At 69.1% G+C, this 14,462-nt stretch carries 12 protein-coding genes; 4 read left to right on the top strand and 8 right to left on the bottom strand.

From position 1 onward, the window contains the following. Window positions 1-13: 13 nt before the first annotated feature. Window positions 14-1,696, top strand: coding sequence for an MDR family MFS transporter (locus tag GV007_RS14690; protein ID WP_160073704.1), 1,683 nt, complete (start codon window positions 14-16; stop codon window positions 1,694-1,696). On the opposite strand, the gene GV007_RS14685 is transcribed toward GV007_RS14690, so the two are convergent. Next, window positions 1,693-2,367 carry a hypothetical protein gene (locus tag GV007_RS14685; RefSeq protein ID WP_160073702.1) on the bottom strand — a complete coding sequence of 225 codons (675 nt, stop codon included), beginning with the start codon at window positions 2,365-2,367 and terminating at the stop codon, window positions 1,693-1,695. The genes GV007_RS14690 and GV007_RS14685 overlap by 4 nt on opposite strands. Beyond that, entirely contained in the window at window positions 2,364-3,893 is a 1,530-nt protein-coding gene (locus GV007_RS14680) for an HNH endonuclease signature motif containing protein (RefSeq protein ID WP_160073700.1), read from the bottom strand. The genes GV007_RS14685 and GV007_RS14680 overlap by 4 nt, the downstream gene beginning before the upstream one ends. Window positions 3,894-4,335: 442 nt before the next feature. On the opposite strand from GV007_RS14680, the gene GV007_RS14675 reads away from it, so the two are divergent. The 3 genes from GV007_RS14675 (at window position 4,336) to GV007_RS14665 (ending at window position 7,173) form a co-directional block, all read left to right on the top strand. Beyond that, complete coding sequence (locus GV007_RS14675; protein ID WP_160073698.1) at window positions 4,336-5,055, top strand: DedA family protein; 720 nt, start codon at window positions 4,336-4,338, stop codon at window positions 5,053-5,055. A gap of 200 nt (window positions 5,056-5,255) precedes the next feature. Beyond that, window positions 5,256-6,452, top strand: coding sequence for an MFS transporter (locus GV007_RS14670; RefSeq protein ID WP_160073696.1), 1,197 nt, complete (start codon window positions 5,256-5,258; stop codon window positions 6,450-6,452). A 514-nt stretch (window positions 6,453-6,966) separates the two neighbouring features. After that, on the top strand, window positions 6,967-7,173 hold the full coding sequence (locus tag GV007_RS14665) for a hypothetical protein (protein WP_160073694.1): 207 nt from the start codon (window positions 6,967-6,969) through the stop codon (window positions 7,171-7,173). 112 nt (window positions 7,174-7,285) lie between these two features. On the opposite strand, the gene GV007_RS14660 is transcribed toward GV007_RS14665, so the two are convergent. The 6 genes from GV007_RS14660 to GV007_RS14635 all read right to left on the bottom strand — a co-directional run. Further along, complete coding sequence (locus GV007_RS14660) at window positions 7,286-8,764, bottom strand: GntP family transporter (protein ID WP_160073692.1); 1,479 nt, start codon at window positions 8,762-8,764, stop codon at window positions 7,286-7,288. 75 nt (window positions 8,765-8,839) lie between these two features. Next, entirely contained in the window at window positions 8,840-9,742 is a 903-nt protein-coding gene (locus tag GV007_RS14655; protein ID WP_160073690.1) for an NAD(P)-dependent oxidoreductase, read from the bottom strand. 47 nt (window positions 9,743-9,789) lie between these two features. Beyond that, entirely contained in the window at window positions 9,790-11,268 is a 1,479-nt protein-coding gene (locus tag GV007_RS14650; RefSeq protein ID WP_442960388.1) for a four-carbon acid sugar kinase family protein, read from the bottom strand. A 238-nt stretch (window positions 11,269-11,506) separates the two neighbouring features. Next, on the bottom strand, window positions 11,507-12,214 hold the full coding sequence (locus GV007_RS14645; protein ID WP_160073686.1) for a FadR/GntR family transcriptional regulator: 708 nt from the start codon (window positions 12,212-12,214) through the stop codon (window positions 11,507-11,509). A gap of 58 nt (window positions 12,215-12,272) precedes the next feature. After that, on the bottom strand, window positions 12,273-13,157 hold the full coding sequence (locus GV007_RS14640; RefSeq protein WP_160073684.1) for a MerR family transcriptional regulator: 885 nt from the start codon (window positions 13,155-13,157) through the stop codon (window positions 12,273-12,275). A 117-nt stretch (window positions 13,158-13,274) separates the two neighbouring features. Continuing rightward, window positions 13,275-14,462 (bottom strand): MATE family efflux transporter (locus tag GV007_RS14635; protein WP_160073682.1); only part of this gene is annotated, 1,188 nt, incomplete at its 5' end.

Here is a 14,462-nt window from a genome sequence, read left to right as displayed (position 1 = left end):
AACGGACTCACGCATGACCACCAGTGCACCGGCGCCAGCAGCGCCGCAGTTCCTGCTTACGAAGCGCAGGATCTGGACCATCTTCGGCGCCCTCATCGCCGGCATGCTTCTCTCGAGCCTCGACCAGACGATCGTCTCGACGGCTATGCCGACGATCGTGGGCGAGCTCGGCGGAGTCGACCACCAGGTGTGGATCACGACCGCCTACCTCCTCGCGACGACCATCGTCATGCCGATCTACGGCAAGTTCGGTGATGTGCTCGGGCGACGGAACCTCTTCCTCATCGCGATCGCGATCTTCACGCTCGCGTCGGTGGGCTGCGCCTTCGCGGACAGCTTCTGGGCGTTCGTGGTGTTCCGCGCCATCCAGGGTCTCGGCGGTGGCGGGCTCATCATCCTGTCGCAGGCGATCATCGCCGACATCGTGCCGGCCAGCGAGCGCGGCAAGTACCTTGGCCCGCTCGGCGCTGTCTTCGGCCTTTCGGCGGTCGGCGGCCCACTACTGGGTGGCTATTTCGTCGACCACCTGACGTGGCAGTGGGCGTTCTACATCAACATCCCGGTCGGCATCGCGGCATTCGTCATCGCCGTGGTGGCGTTGAAGCTGCCGAGCAAGAAGGCGACGAAGCGCATCGACTATCTCGGTGTGATCTTCTTGTCGGCTGCGACGACCTGCCTCATCTTCTTCACCGACTTCGGTGCGGATGCTCAACACGGCTGGGCGTCGATGGTCACGTGGGCGTGGGGCCTCGGCCTCCTCGTGGCGGCGGCGATGTTCGTCTTCGTCGAGTCGCGCGCTGAGGATCCGATCATCCCGCTGGGCCTCTTCAAGAACCCGATCTTCGTGAACGCGACGGCTATCGGCCTGACGCTGGGCATCGGCATGTTCGCGGCGATCGGCTTCGTCCCGACGTTCCTGCAGATGTCGTCTGGCACGTCGGCCGCTGCCTCGGGGCTGCTCATGCTGCCGATGATGGCGGGCCTCATGGGCACGTCCATCGCTTCGGGAATCCTCATCTCGAAGACCGGGCGGTACCGCATCTACCCGATCGTGGGCACGGTGCTGACCGGCCTCGCGATGGTGGCGATGACCACCTTGACGGCGGATACGCCCATCTGGCTCATCTGCGTGTTCCTGTTCTTCTTCGGGGCGGGGCTCGGCCTCATCATGCAGGTTGTTGTCCTGGTCGTTCAGAACGCGGTGCCCGCCGCTGAGATCGGCACGGCGACGAGCACGAACAACTACTTCCGTGAGGTTGGGGCGGCACTCGGCACTGCGGTGTTCGGTGCGATCTTCACAACGCGCCTGACGGAGAACCTCACGTCGGTGTTCACGGCGAGCGGCGCCAGCCCGGCTGATGCGGCGACGGCGACCTCGACTATCGACCCGCAGACGCTCTCGCAGCTGCCGGACGAGGTTCGGGATGGGATCGTCACGGCCTACGCCGATGCTCTGGCCCCCGTGTTCTGGTACCTGGTGCCATTCATAGCGCTCGCGTTCCTGCTATCGCTCTTCCTGAAGCAGATCCCCCTCTCTGATGTTGCCGGGCTCGTGGCCCGTGGCGAGGCGGTCGGCGGGGAAGAGGCGGAGGAGCTCGACGCTGCGGCTCGGGATCGCCACGAGGCGGTCGGCGGTGCCGCCACGAGCGCGGAGCCGACGAGGCTCGACTCGAACAGCCCGAGGAGCCGCGACTAGCGGGGAGCCGCCGAGAACGCGCGGGCCGCGCGGACGGCTGCTTCGATATGCATCCCCTCGAAAGGGAGGACCGCAGTGAGCGCCTGGGCGGTGAGGTCCGGGCCCAGCTCGGCGCCTCGCCGGACGGCTTCCGCGTCGACCTGCTCGGGGGCTGACTCCGGGTCATCGAGGTCCATGACGGCACCCTCGAACCAGTCGGCGGCGGCGGCGAGCATCTGCTCCTCGCTGAGCACGGGGAGCAGGTGCTTGTCGAGTCCGTCGGCGAGGCCGTGGTCGACGGTGCGCCAGGCTTCCCCGGCGTTCTCGCGCCAGTAGACGAATCCGAGCCAGGGCTGGTCCCCGCCAGTCTCCCAGTGGCGTCCCGATTCCGAGCTGACGGCGGCTTCGACGTGCGCCACTCCCCAGTCGGGCATGCCCGTGATGAGGTCGAGGCCCCGCTTGTGCGTCTCGGAGTGGTCGCGGTCGATGCCGGCGAGGACGGCCCGGCCGTCGGGGAGCGGGGTGAGCCGAGCCCAGCTGCCGCCACCGTCTGAGTAGAACCAGCCGTGCTCGTCGGCGTGGGAGTTGTCGCGACCCTCGCCGAGGATCGCGGTCTCGATGGCTGCCACGAGCGCCCAGCGCCCCCTGATCACCTCGATGGTCGGAAACTGCTGAGGGCGAAGTGCTGTCATGCGCTCATCTTTCCAAGCGCCTCCTCGGCGCTGCTGGGTGCCGCCTGGAACTGGACCGCGCGCGGAGTCTCGCGGATACGCGCGCGAGCCACCCTGGGGCCGGTTGCCGGTTCGACCTTCCACGCCCGGCTCTGCGCGGGCGAGACGGTGAGTCGCCCCAGGTGCACTTCGTGATGGTGGAAGGTGCAGAGCGCGATGCCGTTCGTCGTGTCGGTGCGTCCGCCGCTCGACCACGGTGTGACGTGGTGGATCTCAACGGTGTCGAAGGGGAGCTCGCACGCGGGTGCCCTGCACCCGCCGTCTCGGGCGAAGACCGCTCTTCGCTGAGCCGGACTGAAGAGTCTTCGCTTGCGGCCGAGCTTGAGGACTTCGCCGTCGTCGTCGACGAGGGCAACCCGGATGATGCCGTCGCAGAGGATGCGCCGTGCTGCCTCGACCGGGACAGGCTCACCGCTGTGCTCGAGGCGGGAGATGTCCGCCGGCGTCTCGGCGGCTCCCACCAGCCCGGCCCGCGTGACGGTCACGACCAGGGTGGGCGCTTCTCCGCCGGTCCGGGGTGCGCCCGGGGACTCGGCGTGCTGAGCAAAGACCGAGACGAGTGCATCGATGCGCCGCTGAGAGAAGCTGCGCTCGTCCCGGATCTGTGGTTCTTCCTGCGGAGCGAGGCTGCCGCGGGGCTCGTCGTCTGCTTCACACGTCTGCTCTCGCCGCGGCGAGAGATACGCGTCGAGGACACGCATGATGGTCTCGCCCTGTTCCGGGGTCGCCAGGAGCCTGGCCTGCACCATGCCATCAGCGCGACGGGTGAAGGAGAGCCCTCGCTTCGCGGCTTGACGTTCCGCGTTGGGCTCCGCACCGTCCGGGTCGAGGAAGGCCACCCACACGGCGGCCTGCTTGGCCAGACGCTCCGGCGATGCCGGCTCGTCGTCCTCCTGGGTGAGCCCGCAGGCTGCCTGGACGAGTTCGTACTCTGCGCGATCGAGGTCGGCGATGTCGACGCTGCCGTCCGCTTCGCGCAGCCCTGCGACGATCGCCGACGCCTGGGAGAGCGTCACCCTCCCTTCCGCGACAGCGACCGCGACCTGGCTCCGTGCGGGCCGAAGCGTCTCGCCCGTCATGCTGATGCGCTCGCGCGTCGCCTCGGCGACCTCGCGCAGCTTGGCCGCCTCGGCCCGGCGAAGGCCGAAGGTCTGCCGCACGGCCTCGTGCACGGACCGGTACCCACCCCGACGCACCAGAGAACCGGAGAAGGCCACGGGTGTGATCTCGTCTCGCCCGAGCAGCTCGGCCGACATCTCCAAGATCGTCGCGTCGAGCATCCGCTTGCGAGCGGCCAGCTCTTCGAAGGCGGCGAAGAACTCGGCGTCGAGCACCGACGAGACGGACCGTCGCCCATCGATCAGCGCCGTGACGACAGCCGTGGCGGCGACGCCGGACTCTCGCTCGGCAGCTGCAACGCTCGCCGGGAAACCCGACAGGACCCCAGCGCCTGACCCAGCGCCCGCCCCGGACCCAGATACAGGCACAGACCCAGACCCAGACCCAGACCCAGACCCAGACCCAGATACTCCACCCAATGCGTACTCGTCGTCGCCCATCGATTCCCCCCTCATCGCCCCGGCAGCCTCTCTCCCAAAGCACTTCTGCCTTTGGATTGACGTGCCGAGCTGGCTTCCCCCGAAGCCAGACCCAGCCTACAGTTCATCGAACCTATATTCGACCCCTGTGGGTAAATCCCACGTCACAGAACAGTAACCGGGTCGCAGCACCGCGAACCGCGCAGACGAGCCTGCTCGCCTGTCAGCACGCATCCGACGCTACATCTCGCCACAGACATTCGACGAGCGAGAGCACCCGGCGGGCGCCCCCTCCAAGCTGTGTTCCTCCCAGGGCGCGCGCGGGATACTCTTTCGATCACCTGTGCTTCACTTACCGACCCTGCATCTCAGCGACTGGACGCATCCTTCCGTGGCTCCCACACTCTTCCCCTGGCTCGACCCTGAAACGATCATTCACGGTGCGGGCCCCTGGGCGCTTCTCGTCGTGTGCCTCATCGTGTTCTCGGAGACCGGCCTCCTCGTCGGCTTCCTGCTGCCCGGCGACACGCTGCTGCTCATCACGGGCCTGCTCGCCTTCTACCCCGGCATCGGCTTCGACATCTGGTGGGTGTGCCTCGCCATCGGATTCGCCGCATTCCTCGGCGGCGAGGTCGGCTACCTGATAGGCCGAAAAGCAGGGCCCCGGATCTTCGAGCGCAAGGAGAGCGGCCTCTTCAGCGTGAAGAACGTCGAGCGGACCAACGCGTTCTTCGAGCGCTTCGGCGGCCTCGCTGTCATCATCGCCCGCTTCGTTCCCGTCGTGCGCACCTTCGCTCCGGTGGCCGCTGGCGTCGGCAAGATGGACTACCGCAAGTACACGATCTACAACCTCATCGGCGCGCTCATCTGGGGCGCCGGCCTCACCTTCGCCGGCTACCTCCTCGGCTACGTGCCGGTGCTCGGCGACTTCATCCGCCAGTACATCGACGTGATCCTGATCGTCGCGGTGCTCGCGACCGTGGTGCCCACGAGCATCCACTACCTCCTGAACTCGCGGAAATCCCGCCGCGAGGCGGAGCAGCGCAGCCGCGATGAAGCGAAGAACCTCTCGCTTGCACCGAAGGACTTCGATCAGAAGCTCGGCGACTGAACGTCGGGAATCCGGCACCAGCTGACCCGGCGCGCGCTGGGCTCCGACGCCCCGCGAACCGCCGATAACAACGAGTGTCGACCTCCCGCGAGACTCGATTCCGGCCGCAGACGGGTGCCTCGAGTGCGACGTAGGCTTGCCTCCGCGGCATGCTCTGCCGCGTCTTTCGACGGCGTTGCAGTGAGGAGTTCGGGTCACCGATGAGCGGCATCTGGCGGTACCAGTCGACCTCGATCCCCCTCCGGCTGGCGAACGCCGGAGCAGTCGTCGCCCTTCCCCTGCTTGCCGTCGAGCAGCTCGGGGACGTCGCCGTCGGCGGCCTCCTCGTCGCCGTCGCCCTCTTCCCGAGCGTCATCGCGGCACCGCTCGTGGGCGCCCTCCTCGACCGGATGCGCCGCCCGAAGCTGCTCCTCATCATCGGGGGGACGATCACGGCGGCCGCCTACCTCTTCGCCTCGCAGCTGGGCACACTGCCGATCGGCGTCATCGCCGTCATCCTCGCGGTCGCCGGCTTCGTGACCCCCGCCTACATGGGCGGCCTCTCGAGTTTCGCGACCGACAACATCGAACCGGCCAGGAAGGCCTACGCGCAGGACGCGCTCTCCTACACGATCGCCTCGGTGGGCGGTCCGGCCCTCGCGGCGCTCGCGATCCCGCTGGCAGGCTCAGCACGACTCGCGATGGTGCTCCTCGCGAGCCTCGCCTTCGTCGGGGCGGTTGCCGGGTTCGGCATCCGGATGCACGCGAAGAACGGCCCGGTGGAAGGCCTCGGGCGGACGATCGCTCGCGGCATGACGTACCTCGTCAAGCACAAGCCGATCGCGATCGTCACGATCGCCGGCACCGTCAGCCAGGTCGCCGGTGGCGCGCTCGGCATCGCCGCCATCGCCATCTCCCTGGAGCGGACCGGCTCCGAGGCGTCCGCCGCCTGGCTCGTCACGGCCTACGCGATCGGCGGCCTCGCGGGCGCCCTCTTCATGGCGGTGAGGACCTGGACCACCAGGGGCCCGGTCTGGGTGATGGGGATGGGCTTCGTCGCCACCGGCGTCTTCCTCCTCATCGCGGTGCCGGCGTTGCCGATCGGGTTCGCGTTCGCAGCCGTCCTCATCTCGGGCCTCTTCGCGGCACCGGCGAACGCCGCCATGATGCTGCTCCGCGACAAGGAGAGCAAGCCGAACGTGCGCTCGCAGGTCTTCACGATCGGCGCCGGCCTGCGGGTCACGGCGGCCGCCGTCGGCGCGGCCATCGCCGGGCTCATCGCGGGCTTCGACGCCGGCTGGCTGATCGCCGGAATGGCCATCATCTGGATCCTCTCCGGCGCGATCCTCTGGTTCTTCCCGAACCCGCCGGCGCGCACGGGCATCATCCCCGTGCAGAAAGGCCCGCGGGCGCCGTAGCGCGGGCCAGCAAGCACCCCATGATGGCGCCGAAGGCCAAGACGGCGCCGGAGGCCTGGCTCCTCGAACGCAGTCGGTCGCAGCTGGCCACAGCCGGCCGCAACCGGTCGCAGCCGGTCGCAGCCGTTGATCGCCGACTGCCCGTTGCCCGCCGGACGCCGCTGAGGAGAGTCAGCTGCCGCGTCCGCGCAGGCAAACGCTGCCAGTCAAGTGGCCCGCAACACGCCCGACGAAAGGGGCACTCGGCTGGCAGCGTTTGCACCCCGGCCGTCGATGACTGCCTGGCCACCACAATGGGCCGCCGAGGATCACCGAGCAACGCCAGGGGCCGGCGAAGGTCACCGAGCAGACCACCACGGGCCACGCAATTCAATCGAGTTCAACCGAGCCCGCCGAGCTCCACCGCGCCCAGCAAGCCCAACCGAGCACGAGGGTGAGCGAGTGTGCCTCCCCGGCCGGCGTGGGAGACTCCCCGGAAGACGCGCGTGCAGCGCCTGAGTGAGCGGAGCATCCCATGACCGAGAACCCCGCAATGGTGGTTGCCGTCATCGTCCTGGGCTTCGCGGCGGTCACGTTCCTCCTGGTGTGGATGCTGCGCGCGGCACCTCGCCCACCGCGCGACTCCGAGCTCTCCCCAGACGAACGCCGCCGACGAGCCGAGAGAACGGGCCCGGCACCGACGAGCATCCGCTTCGATCACGGCAACAACTCGGGCTACTGAGTCGCGCGACCTCAGCGCGGACGCCAAACGCTGCCAGCCGATGTGCCCTTCACGAACTCGGTGAAGGGCACACCGGCTGGCAGCGATCGCGGTGGTGTTGCGGAAGCCGCAGCTAGGCGACGCCCACGAGCAGCCAGACGACGAAGCAGAGCAGGAAGCCGACGAGGCCGAGCACCGTCGTGAGGACGGTCCACGTGCGGAGGCCGTCCGCGACGCCGAGGCCCAGGTAGCGGGTGACGACCCAGAAGCCGGAGTCGTTGACGTGCGACAGGCCGAGCGCGCCGAAGGCGATCGCGAGGGCGAGCAGCGCGACCTGGATCGTCGAGTACCCGCCGCCGAGGATCGACGCGCTGAGGAGGCCAGCCGTCGTGAGGATCGCGACCGTCGCCGACCCCTGCGCCGCGCGCAGCGCGAGCGAGATGAGGTACGCCATGATCATGAGCGGCATGCCGGTGGCGAGCAGCGTCTCGCTGAGTGCCGTACCGATCCCGCTCTCGGTGAGGACACGGGCGAACGCGCCGCCACCTCCCGTGACGAGGAGGACGACCGCAACTGGGGGCAGCGCCGCTTCGACGACATCGCCGAGCTGCGATGCGCTCCAGCCGCGGCGGATACCGAGGAAGAAGCTCGCGAGCAGCACCGTCACGAGGAGCGCGAACAGTGGGGCTCCGATGAACGCGAGCACGTTGCGGATGGGGTCGCCGGCCGGAAGCAGCGTGGCGCCGACCGTGCCGAGGGCGATCATGATGAGCGGCGTGACGATGAGCGTCATGACCATGCCTGCGCTCGGCGGCGCGACCGTGCGGGCCTTGGTGGCGGTGCCGGTTGCGCCGGACGCGCCACCCTCCGAGCCGGACGCCCCTTCGGCGTCGGCGACAATCGCAGTCGCTTTCTCCGTGCCGAACTCGGCGAACGACTTGGCCGTGGCTGGCAGCATCGTGAAGTTCTTGCGGTTGAGCCACTTCGAGAAGAAGTGCGAGACGACGGCGAGCATGAGGCAGATGGGGAGGCCGATCATGGTCACCCAGCCGAGGTCGGCGCCGAGGATTCCGGCACCTCCGACGATTCCGGGATGCGGGGGCATCGCGACGTGCACGGCGAGCATGATGCCGCCGATCGGCAGCCCGAACTTCACCGGGTCGACGCCTGCCGCCTTACAGAAGCCGTAGATGATCGGCACGAGGATGATGAACCCGACGTCGAAGAACACGGGGATCGCGAGCACGAGCGCGGCGGCCGTGAGGGCACCGGCGACGCGCTTCGGCCCGAGCAGCTTCGTGAAGCGCCCGGCGAGGCTGGAGGCACCGCCGGAGATCTCGATGATCTTCCCGAGCATCGCGCCCAGCGCGACGAGGATCGCGACCGACCCGAGCACACCGCCCATTCCGGCGATGATCGACTCGATGATGCCGATGCGTGCCGGTTCGAGTTCCGTCTCGGGCACCGTCACGAGCGGCAGCCCCGTCGCGAGGCCCAGAAGGACGCTCACGATGAGCAGCGCCAGGAAGGCGTGCACCTTGAGTTTGATGATCAGCAGCAGGAGGAGGCCGATGCCTCCGGCTGCGATCGCGAGCAGTAGGAATGTAGACAAGTCCGTCTCCTTTGACGAGTGCGCCGACGAGGGCGCTGACGAAAGCGTTGTTTGGGTGAGAGCGGGGGCTCTTGCTTACGAGTCGGTGGTCTTCGGGGCGAGGGCGAGGATGACGGCTGAGTCGTCGGACGCGCCGAGTCCCTGTGCCTGTCCCAGGAGGTACAGCTGCTCGGCGGCGGCGGCGACTGGCGTCGGGAGTCCGACGGCACGGCTCGCCTTGCCGACGATGCCCATGTCCTTCACGAAGATATCGAGGCGGCTGAGCACTTCGGCGCCGTCCTCGTCGTAGGCCTCGAGGATGCGAGGGCCACGGTTCGCGAGCATGAACGAGCCCGCTGCTCCGGCGCCGAGCGTCTCGAGGGTCTTGGCCGGGTCGAGCCCGAGGCGCTCGGCGAGTGCAAGCGCTTCCGCTGCGGCCGCGATGTGCACACCGCAGAGCAGCTGGTTGACGGTCTTGAGCGCCTGACCGTCACCAGGGCGGTCTCCGACCACGGTGAGGGTGGATGCGAGGAGGCCGAGCACGGGCTGCGCCTTCTCTCGCGCTGCCGGCGTCGCACCGACGACGATGAGCAGGTCGCCCTCGCCCGCGCGGACGGGGCCGCCGGAGAGGGGCGCATCCACGAGCTCGACCGAGTGCTGCTCGAGGCGAGCGACGACGTCGGCGATGCCGTCGGTTCCGACGGTGCTCGTGAGGATCACGACTGCGCCCTCGTCGAGCTTGTCGGCGATACCGTTCTCACCGAAGAGCACGTCGTGCAGCTGCTCGCCGTTGCGGACGGCGAGGAGGACCGCGTCGACCCCGGCGACCGCGCTCGCCGCGGAGGCGTGCGGCACGATGCCCGCGCCGGCCGCGAGGTCGAGGCGCGGCTGCGCGATGTCGAAGCCGTTGACCGTGAGCTGGCTGCTGAGGCGGGTCGCCATCGGCAGGCCCATCGCGCCGAGCCCGAGGACGGCGACGGAGTAGGTGGAGGAGGTCATGGTTGCTCGTTTCTCGGTGCAGGTTGAGATGTCAGCGCTGTTGCTGATCAGTTGGATGCGGATGCGGGTGCGGATGCGGATGCGTCTACGTCGGCGGCGGCGCTCGCGTGGAACTTCTCGACGACCCGCGCGAGCGAGTCCTCGTCGCCGACGTTGCCGGCGAACACGACGTAGGGAATGCCGTCGGCCGGTCCCCCGACCGCCTGCCAGAGGGAGACGATGCCGGGCAGCATGGGGCCGCGGACGACGGCGTGACGGATCTCGAGGCCGTTCGTGGCGACGTCGCTCGAGGTGATGCCGCCCTTCGCGATGACGAAGCTCGGCGGCGTCACGCGGAGCGCGTGCGCGACGACCTCGCAGACGGCGGACGAGACGCCTCTGGAGATGGCGAGGGATGCGTCCGCATCGTCGGTCTTCACGAGCTCGCGGCTCGTGTGGAGGATCACGTCGCCGCTCGCGAGCGCTTCGACGACGCGAGCCTTCGCCTCGCCGAGGTGCGCGTCTCGGGCGTCCGCGTCGATGATCGCCGAGACGGACAGCTCGACGGTCGGCAGGTGGGGATGCTCGGTCCGGAGGGCTGCGAGCTGACGTGTCGTGAGGTCGACGTGCGAGCCGACGACGATCAGACCGCCGGCAGCGGAGCCGGTCACCCGATCGCTCGCCAGCTGCGCCGGAGCGAGTGGAGATGCGATCTCCTGCCCGATGCGGGCTCGCACGAACGGCGGCCCGACTCGGTAGAGGAACTGCTTGCCGTCGGCCTCCGCGAGCTCGAGCCCGAGGGCGACGACGCGGATGTCGTCCTCGATGACCACGTCGACCACGATCGGCTGACCGTCACGCGCATCCTGCAGCACGGTTGCGACCGCTTCGGGGCCGCGACGGATGATGTCGAGCGAGAGCACGGTCACGTCTGCGGCGGCCCAGCGGCCCTTCGTCTTCTCCTCGACCCATTCGGGGAGCGCGGAGCTGCGGAAGCCGAACGTCGCATCCTTCGCGAACTCCGTCTCGGCGACCGGCACGAGCTCTCCGCTCTGCCGGTAGTAGTGGACGCCCCCGATCGTGACCCTGCCCGCGTCGGGGAAGGCCGGAACGATGAGGACGCCGTCCGGCACCGGGCCGCCGAGCTCGGCGAGCGTTGCCGCGATGACGTCGGTCTCGAGGGGGAAGTGCCCGCGCAGTGTGCTGTCGCCGCGGCTCACGAAGGCGATTCGGCGCTCGAGGCGCTCCGCCGCCGCGAGCGCTGCCGTCACGATCTCGCGGTTGCGTGCGGCGGCGGATTCGGCATCGAGGCTGCGCGTGTTCGTGAGGACGTATACGGCGTCGCGGCCCTGTTCGAGCGCCCAGACGAGGTCGTCCTGCTCCCAGCGGGTGAGGACGGGAAGATCAGCGACGGACTGCGTCCCGGTGGGGTCGTCGTCGAGCACGATGAGGGTCACTCCGGATTCGCGGACCCGGTCGGCGACCTCCGCAGCGTCGACGCGCACTGGGGCGGGGTACTGCTCGAGCAGTCGGGTTTCATCCATCAGAGAACTCCCTTGTAATCGGATATCAGATATCTTGCGCTCGCCGAGGAGGCTTGTCAAGGAGATATCTGATATCCCGCCGTGGGGACCCTGATGAAGACGCCTGCGACACTCTGCCGACGGGAGATCACACCCGCCCGCCCACGTGCTCAGCGGCAGTCGCGAGGCGCTGGTTCGTCAGGAAACAGTCGACGATCACGCGGTCGCCAGTCCTCCTGCCGGCAGTCCCACAGCCCGGCGATCAGGCTCGAGGCGTGAGCACGTACTCCTGCAAGTCATCCGCCGTCTGCTGCATGTGCGACTCCATCGCCGCGCGCGCGGCTGGGCCGTCGCCGGAGTGCAGCGCCTCGAGGATCCCCGCATGCTCGCGGATGGCATTCACCTGCACCTGCGGCACCGCCGAGGTCTCGTAGCGGCGCTCGTACATGAATTTCCCGAGCGGCTCGAGCAGCACACGCAGGAACGGGTTGCCGCTCGCCCGCAGCACGACATCGTGGAACGCGATGTCGGCGGTGACGAAGGTGTGCACGTCGTTCGCGGCGCTCGCCGCGCGCATCTCCTCGAGGTACCCCTCGAGCTTCTCGAGGTCTTCGGTGGTGCGCAGCGGGGCCGCGAGCTCGCAGGCACCCGTCTCGATCATCCGCCGAAGCTGGACGAGCTGCACCGAGGCCTGCGCCTTGCCGCCGGTCGATGTCGCGGCGCGCAGGAGCGGCTCGATGCCGGTCCAGTCCTCCATGGGAAGCACACGACCGCGAGTGCCGGGAACGGGCTGCACGACCCCTTGCGCCTGCAGCGTCTTGAGGGCCTCGCGCAGCGTGAGGCGGTTCACACCGAGCCGCTCGGCGAGGTCGATCTCACGCGGCAACGGCGCCCCCTGGGGCAGCTCGCCCGAGATGATGTCATCGAGGAGCCGGTCGCTGACCGACTGAACAAGCGACGCTCTCGCCATGGTGACCTCCGAACTGGCAATGCTAGTGGGCGCGTCCGGACAGCAGCTCACGCGAGCGTCACGGCAGCGTCACGGCGACCTCCACGACGACGTCATTCGCATCCTCTCCGATGACACGCTGGCGCACCTCCGGCGACGTGAGCGCCACCCCACGCTCCGCGAGCGCGTCGAAGAGGGCCACAACGGCCGGATGCACGGAGCCCTCCGGCAGATCGGCGCCGTGCGACCGCCAGATGGCCACGAGATCGGTTCGCGGCGGCAGCTCATCCGCGAGGATGCGGCCGTCGTCCCACGACGCGTCGTCGACTTCCGGGAGGCGCGCGACCGGCCAGCAGAGGAGCATCTGCACCTCGGATGCTCTCGCCGTGCTGCCCGGGGCCTCACGAAAGGAGGTCCAGAACCCGGGCCCCGGCTCGAGCCCAGCCTCGACACTGCGCCGATGCAGTTCGGTGAATTCCCGGTTCGCGTCCTCATCGCTCGGCACCGCACCGTCCCCGTTACCGTCCCCGCCGTCCCCGTCCCCGAGATCACCCCCGGCCGCGTCGAGGTCAGCGGGCAACGGGATGACACGCGCGACGAACGGCGTGGACCCGAGTCGGCGCTCCTCGACGACAACCGGGCGCGCGAAGGCGGTGAGCACGGTGTCCGCAGCGGTCAGAGCCGCATCCTCGGCATCACGCTTCCGCAGCACCTCCGCGCGGTGGCGGAGCAGCACGTCGGCCGCGTCGCCGTCTCGGAGTGCCCTCGCGGCGGCGGGCAGCGGCACGCCGGCCGCCCGCAGCGCCCGCAGGAGGGCACCGTCGCGCACCTGGGATTCGGCGTACCTGCGGTACCCGGTCACCGCATCCACCTCGAACGGGACGAGCGCCTTCGTCTCGTCGTAGTGGCGCAGCGCCTTCACGCTGATGCCGGTCGTGTTCGCGAATTCCCCGATGGTGAGCATGCCTCAAGCCTGCCGCCTCCCGTAGGAGGAGAGTCAAGCCAGGGCACTCCGCAGATCTGCCCGGTTGGGCCAGACGCCTCGAACTCGCTGGCATACGGCTCGAGATGCGAGGCCCGATCAGCCCGCAGCCATCTCGAGCGCCTCCTCCGCACGCTCGGCGCTGCCCTCCGCGAGGCCGCGCTTGAGCGCCGGAGCCAACACGACGCACAGGCCCATCCCGACAGCGAGCACCGCGACCTCGGTGACGGTGAGCGCCCAGATGATGCCGGGCAGGCCGAACCAGATGCTCCCTGCGATCACAACCGGGATGAACAGCACCCCTTGAGCGGCCGACATGATGGTCGCGGGCAGGGCGCGGCCGGTTGCCTGGAAGAGAGAAGTGATGAGGCCGGTGAAGCCGTTCGCGATCATCGCGATGAGCTGCGCCGCGAGCACCACGACGCCGATCGCGAGCACGGATGCGTCGGCCACGAAGAGCGCGAACACCTGCTCGCGGAAGCACAGCACGAGGGTGGCCGCGAGTGCAGCGACCGCGCCGACCGTGATGGCGGATGCTCGCAGCGCGGATCCGAAGCGTGCGCCGTCACCCTTGCCGTACGAGTAGGCCAGCAGCGGCAGCACGCCGAGCGTGACACCCATGATGAGGAACTCGGGCACCTGAGCGATACGCACGGCGACGCCCATCGCGGCGAGCGGCCCCTCGCCGTAGGCCGCGGCGAGGTTGTTGAGCACCAGCGCCGTGACGATGAGGAAAGCGGACTGCAGCAGCGTGCCGATGCCGACGCCGAGGACCGGCTTCTGCACTGAGCCTGCGAGGGTGAACCAGCGCGGAGAGAGGCTCACGTGCTCGCTGTTGCGCGTGAGCCAGAGAACGAAGTACACGACGACGACGAGGTTCGCGAGGCCCGTCGCCACTGCCGCCCCCGCCACTCCCCAGTTGAGCACCAGGATGAACAGCGCGTCGAGGGCGAGGTTCACGACGGCGGACAGTATCAGCGCGACCATGACCTGCTTCGCCGCGCCTTCCGCCCGGACGAGCTGCTCGAGGCAGACCGCCGCGGCGAGGACGGGCACGAAGCCGAGCAGCACCCCGACGAAGGCAGCCGTGGGCGCGGCCACCGATGCGTCGGCGCCGAGCAGCGAGACGAGCGGCGACAGGAACACGAGCCCGATGGCGGCGACCACGGCCCCCACGATCACCGAGCCCCAGAGTGAGTAGGACGCGACCCGCTTGATGCTCGCCGCCTTCGAGGGGTCTCGTTCGGCCCCGCCGAGGAGGCGCGACACGAGCGCCCCTCCCCCGAC

The sequence above is a fragment of the Pseudoclavibacter sp. 8L genome, from assembly GCF_902506465.1.
Classification (GTDB): domain Bacteria; phylum Actinomycetota; class Actinomycetes; order Actinomycetales; family Microbacteriaceae; genus Pseudoclavibacter.
Note: the sequence above shows the minus strand (reverse complement) of the source record. Positions and strands in the feature narration are given on the sequence as shown.

Bases quoted from the DNA above. Each gene is read 5' to 3' on its own strand.
- GV007_RS14690 (WP_160073704.1), top strand. From the start codon at position 14: ATGACCACCAGTGCACCGGCGCCAGCAGCGCCGCAGTTCCTGCTTACG.
- GV007_RS14685 (WP_160073702.1), bottom strand. From the start codon at position 2,367: ATGACAGCACTTCGCCCTCAGCAGTTTCCGACCATCGAGGTGATCAGG.
- GV007_RS14670 (WP_160073696.1), top strand. From the start codon at position 5,256: ATGAGCGGCATCTGGCGGTACCAGTCGACCTCGATCCCCCTCCGGCTG.
- GV007_RS14665 (WP_160073694.1), top strand. From the start codon at position 6,967: ATGACCGAGAACCCCGCAATGGTGGTTGCCGTCATCGTCCTGGGCTTC.
- GV007_RS14655 (WP_160073690.1), bottom strand. From the start codon at position 9,742: ATGACCTCCTCCACCTACTCCGTCGCCGTCCTCGGGCTCGGCGCGATG.
- GV007_RS14645 (WP_160073686.1), bottom strand. From the start codon at position 12,214: ATGGCGAGAGCGTCGCTTGTTCAGTCGGTCAGCGACCGGCTCCTCGAT.
- GV007_RS14640 (WP_160073684.1), bottom strand. From the start codon at position 13,157: ATGCTCACCATCGGGGAATTCGCGAACACGACCGGCATCAGCGTGAAG.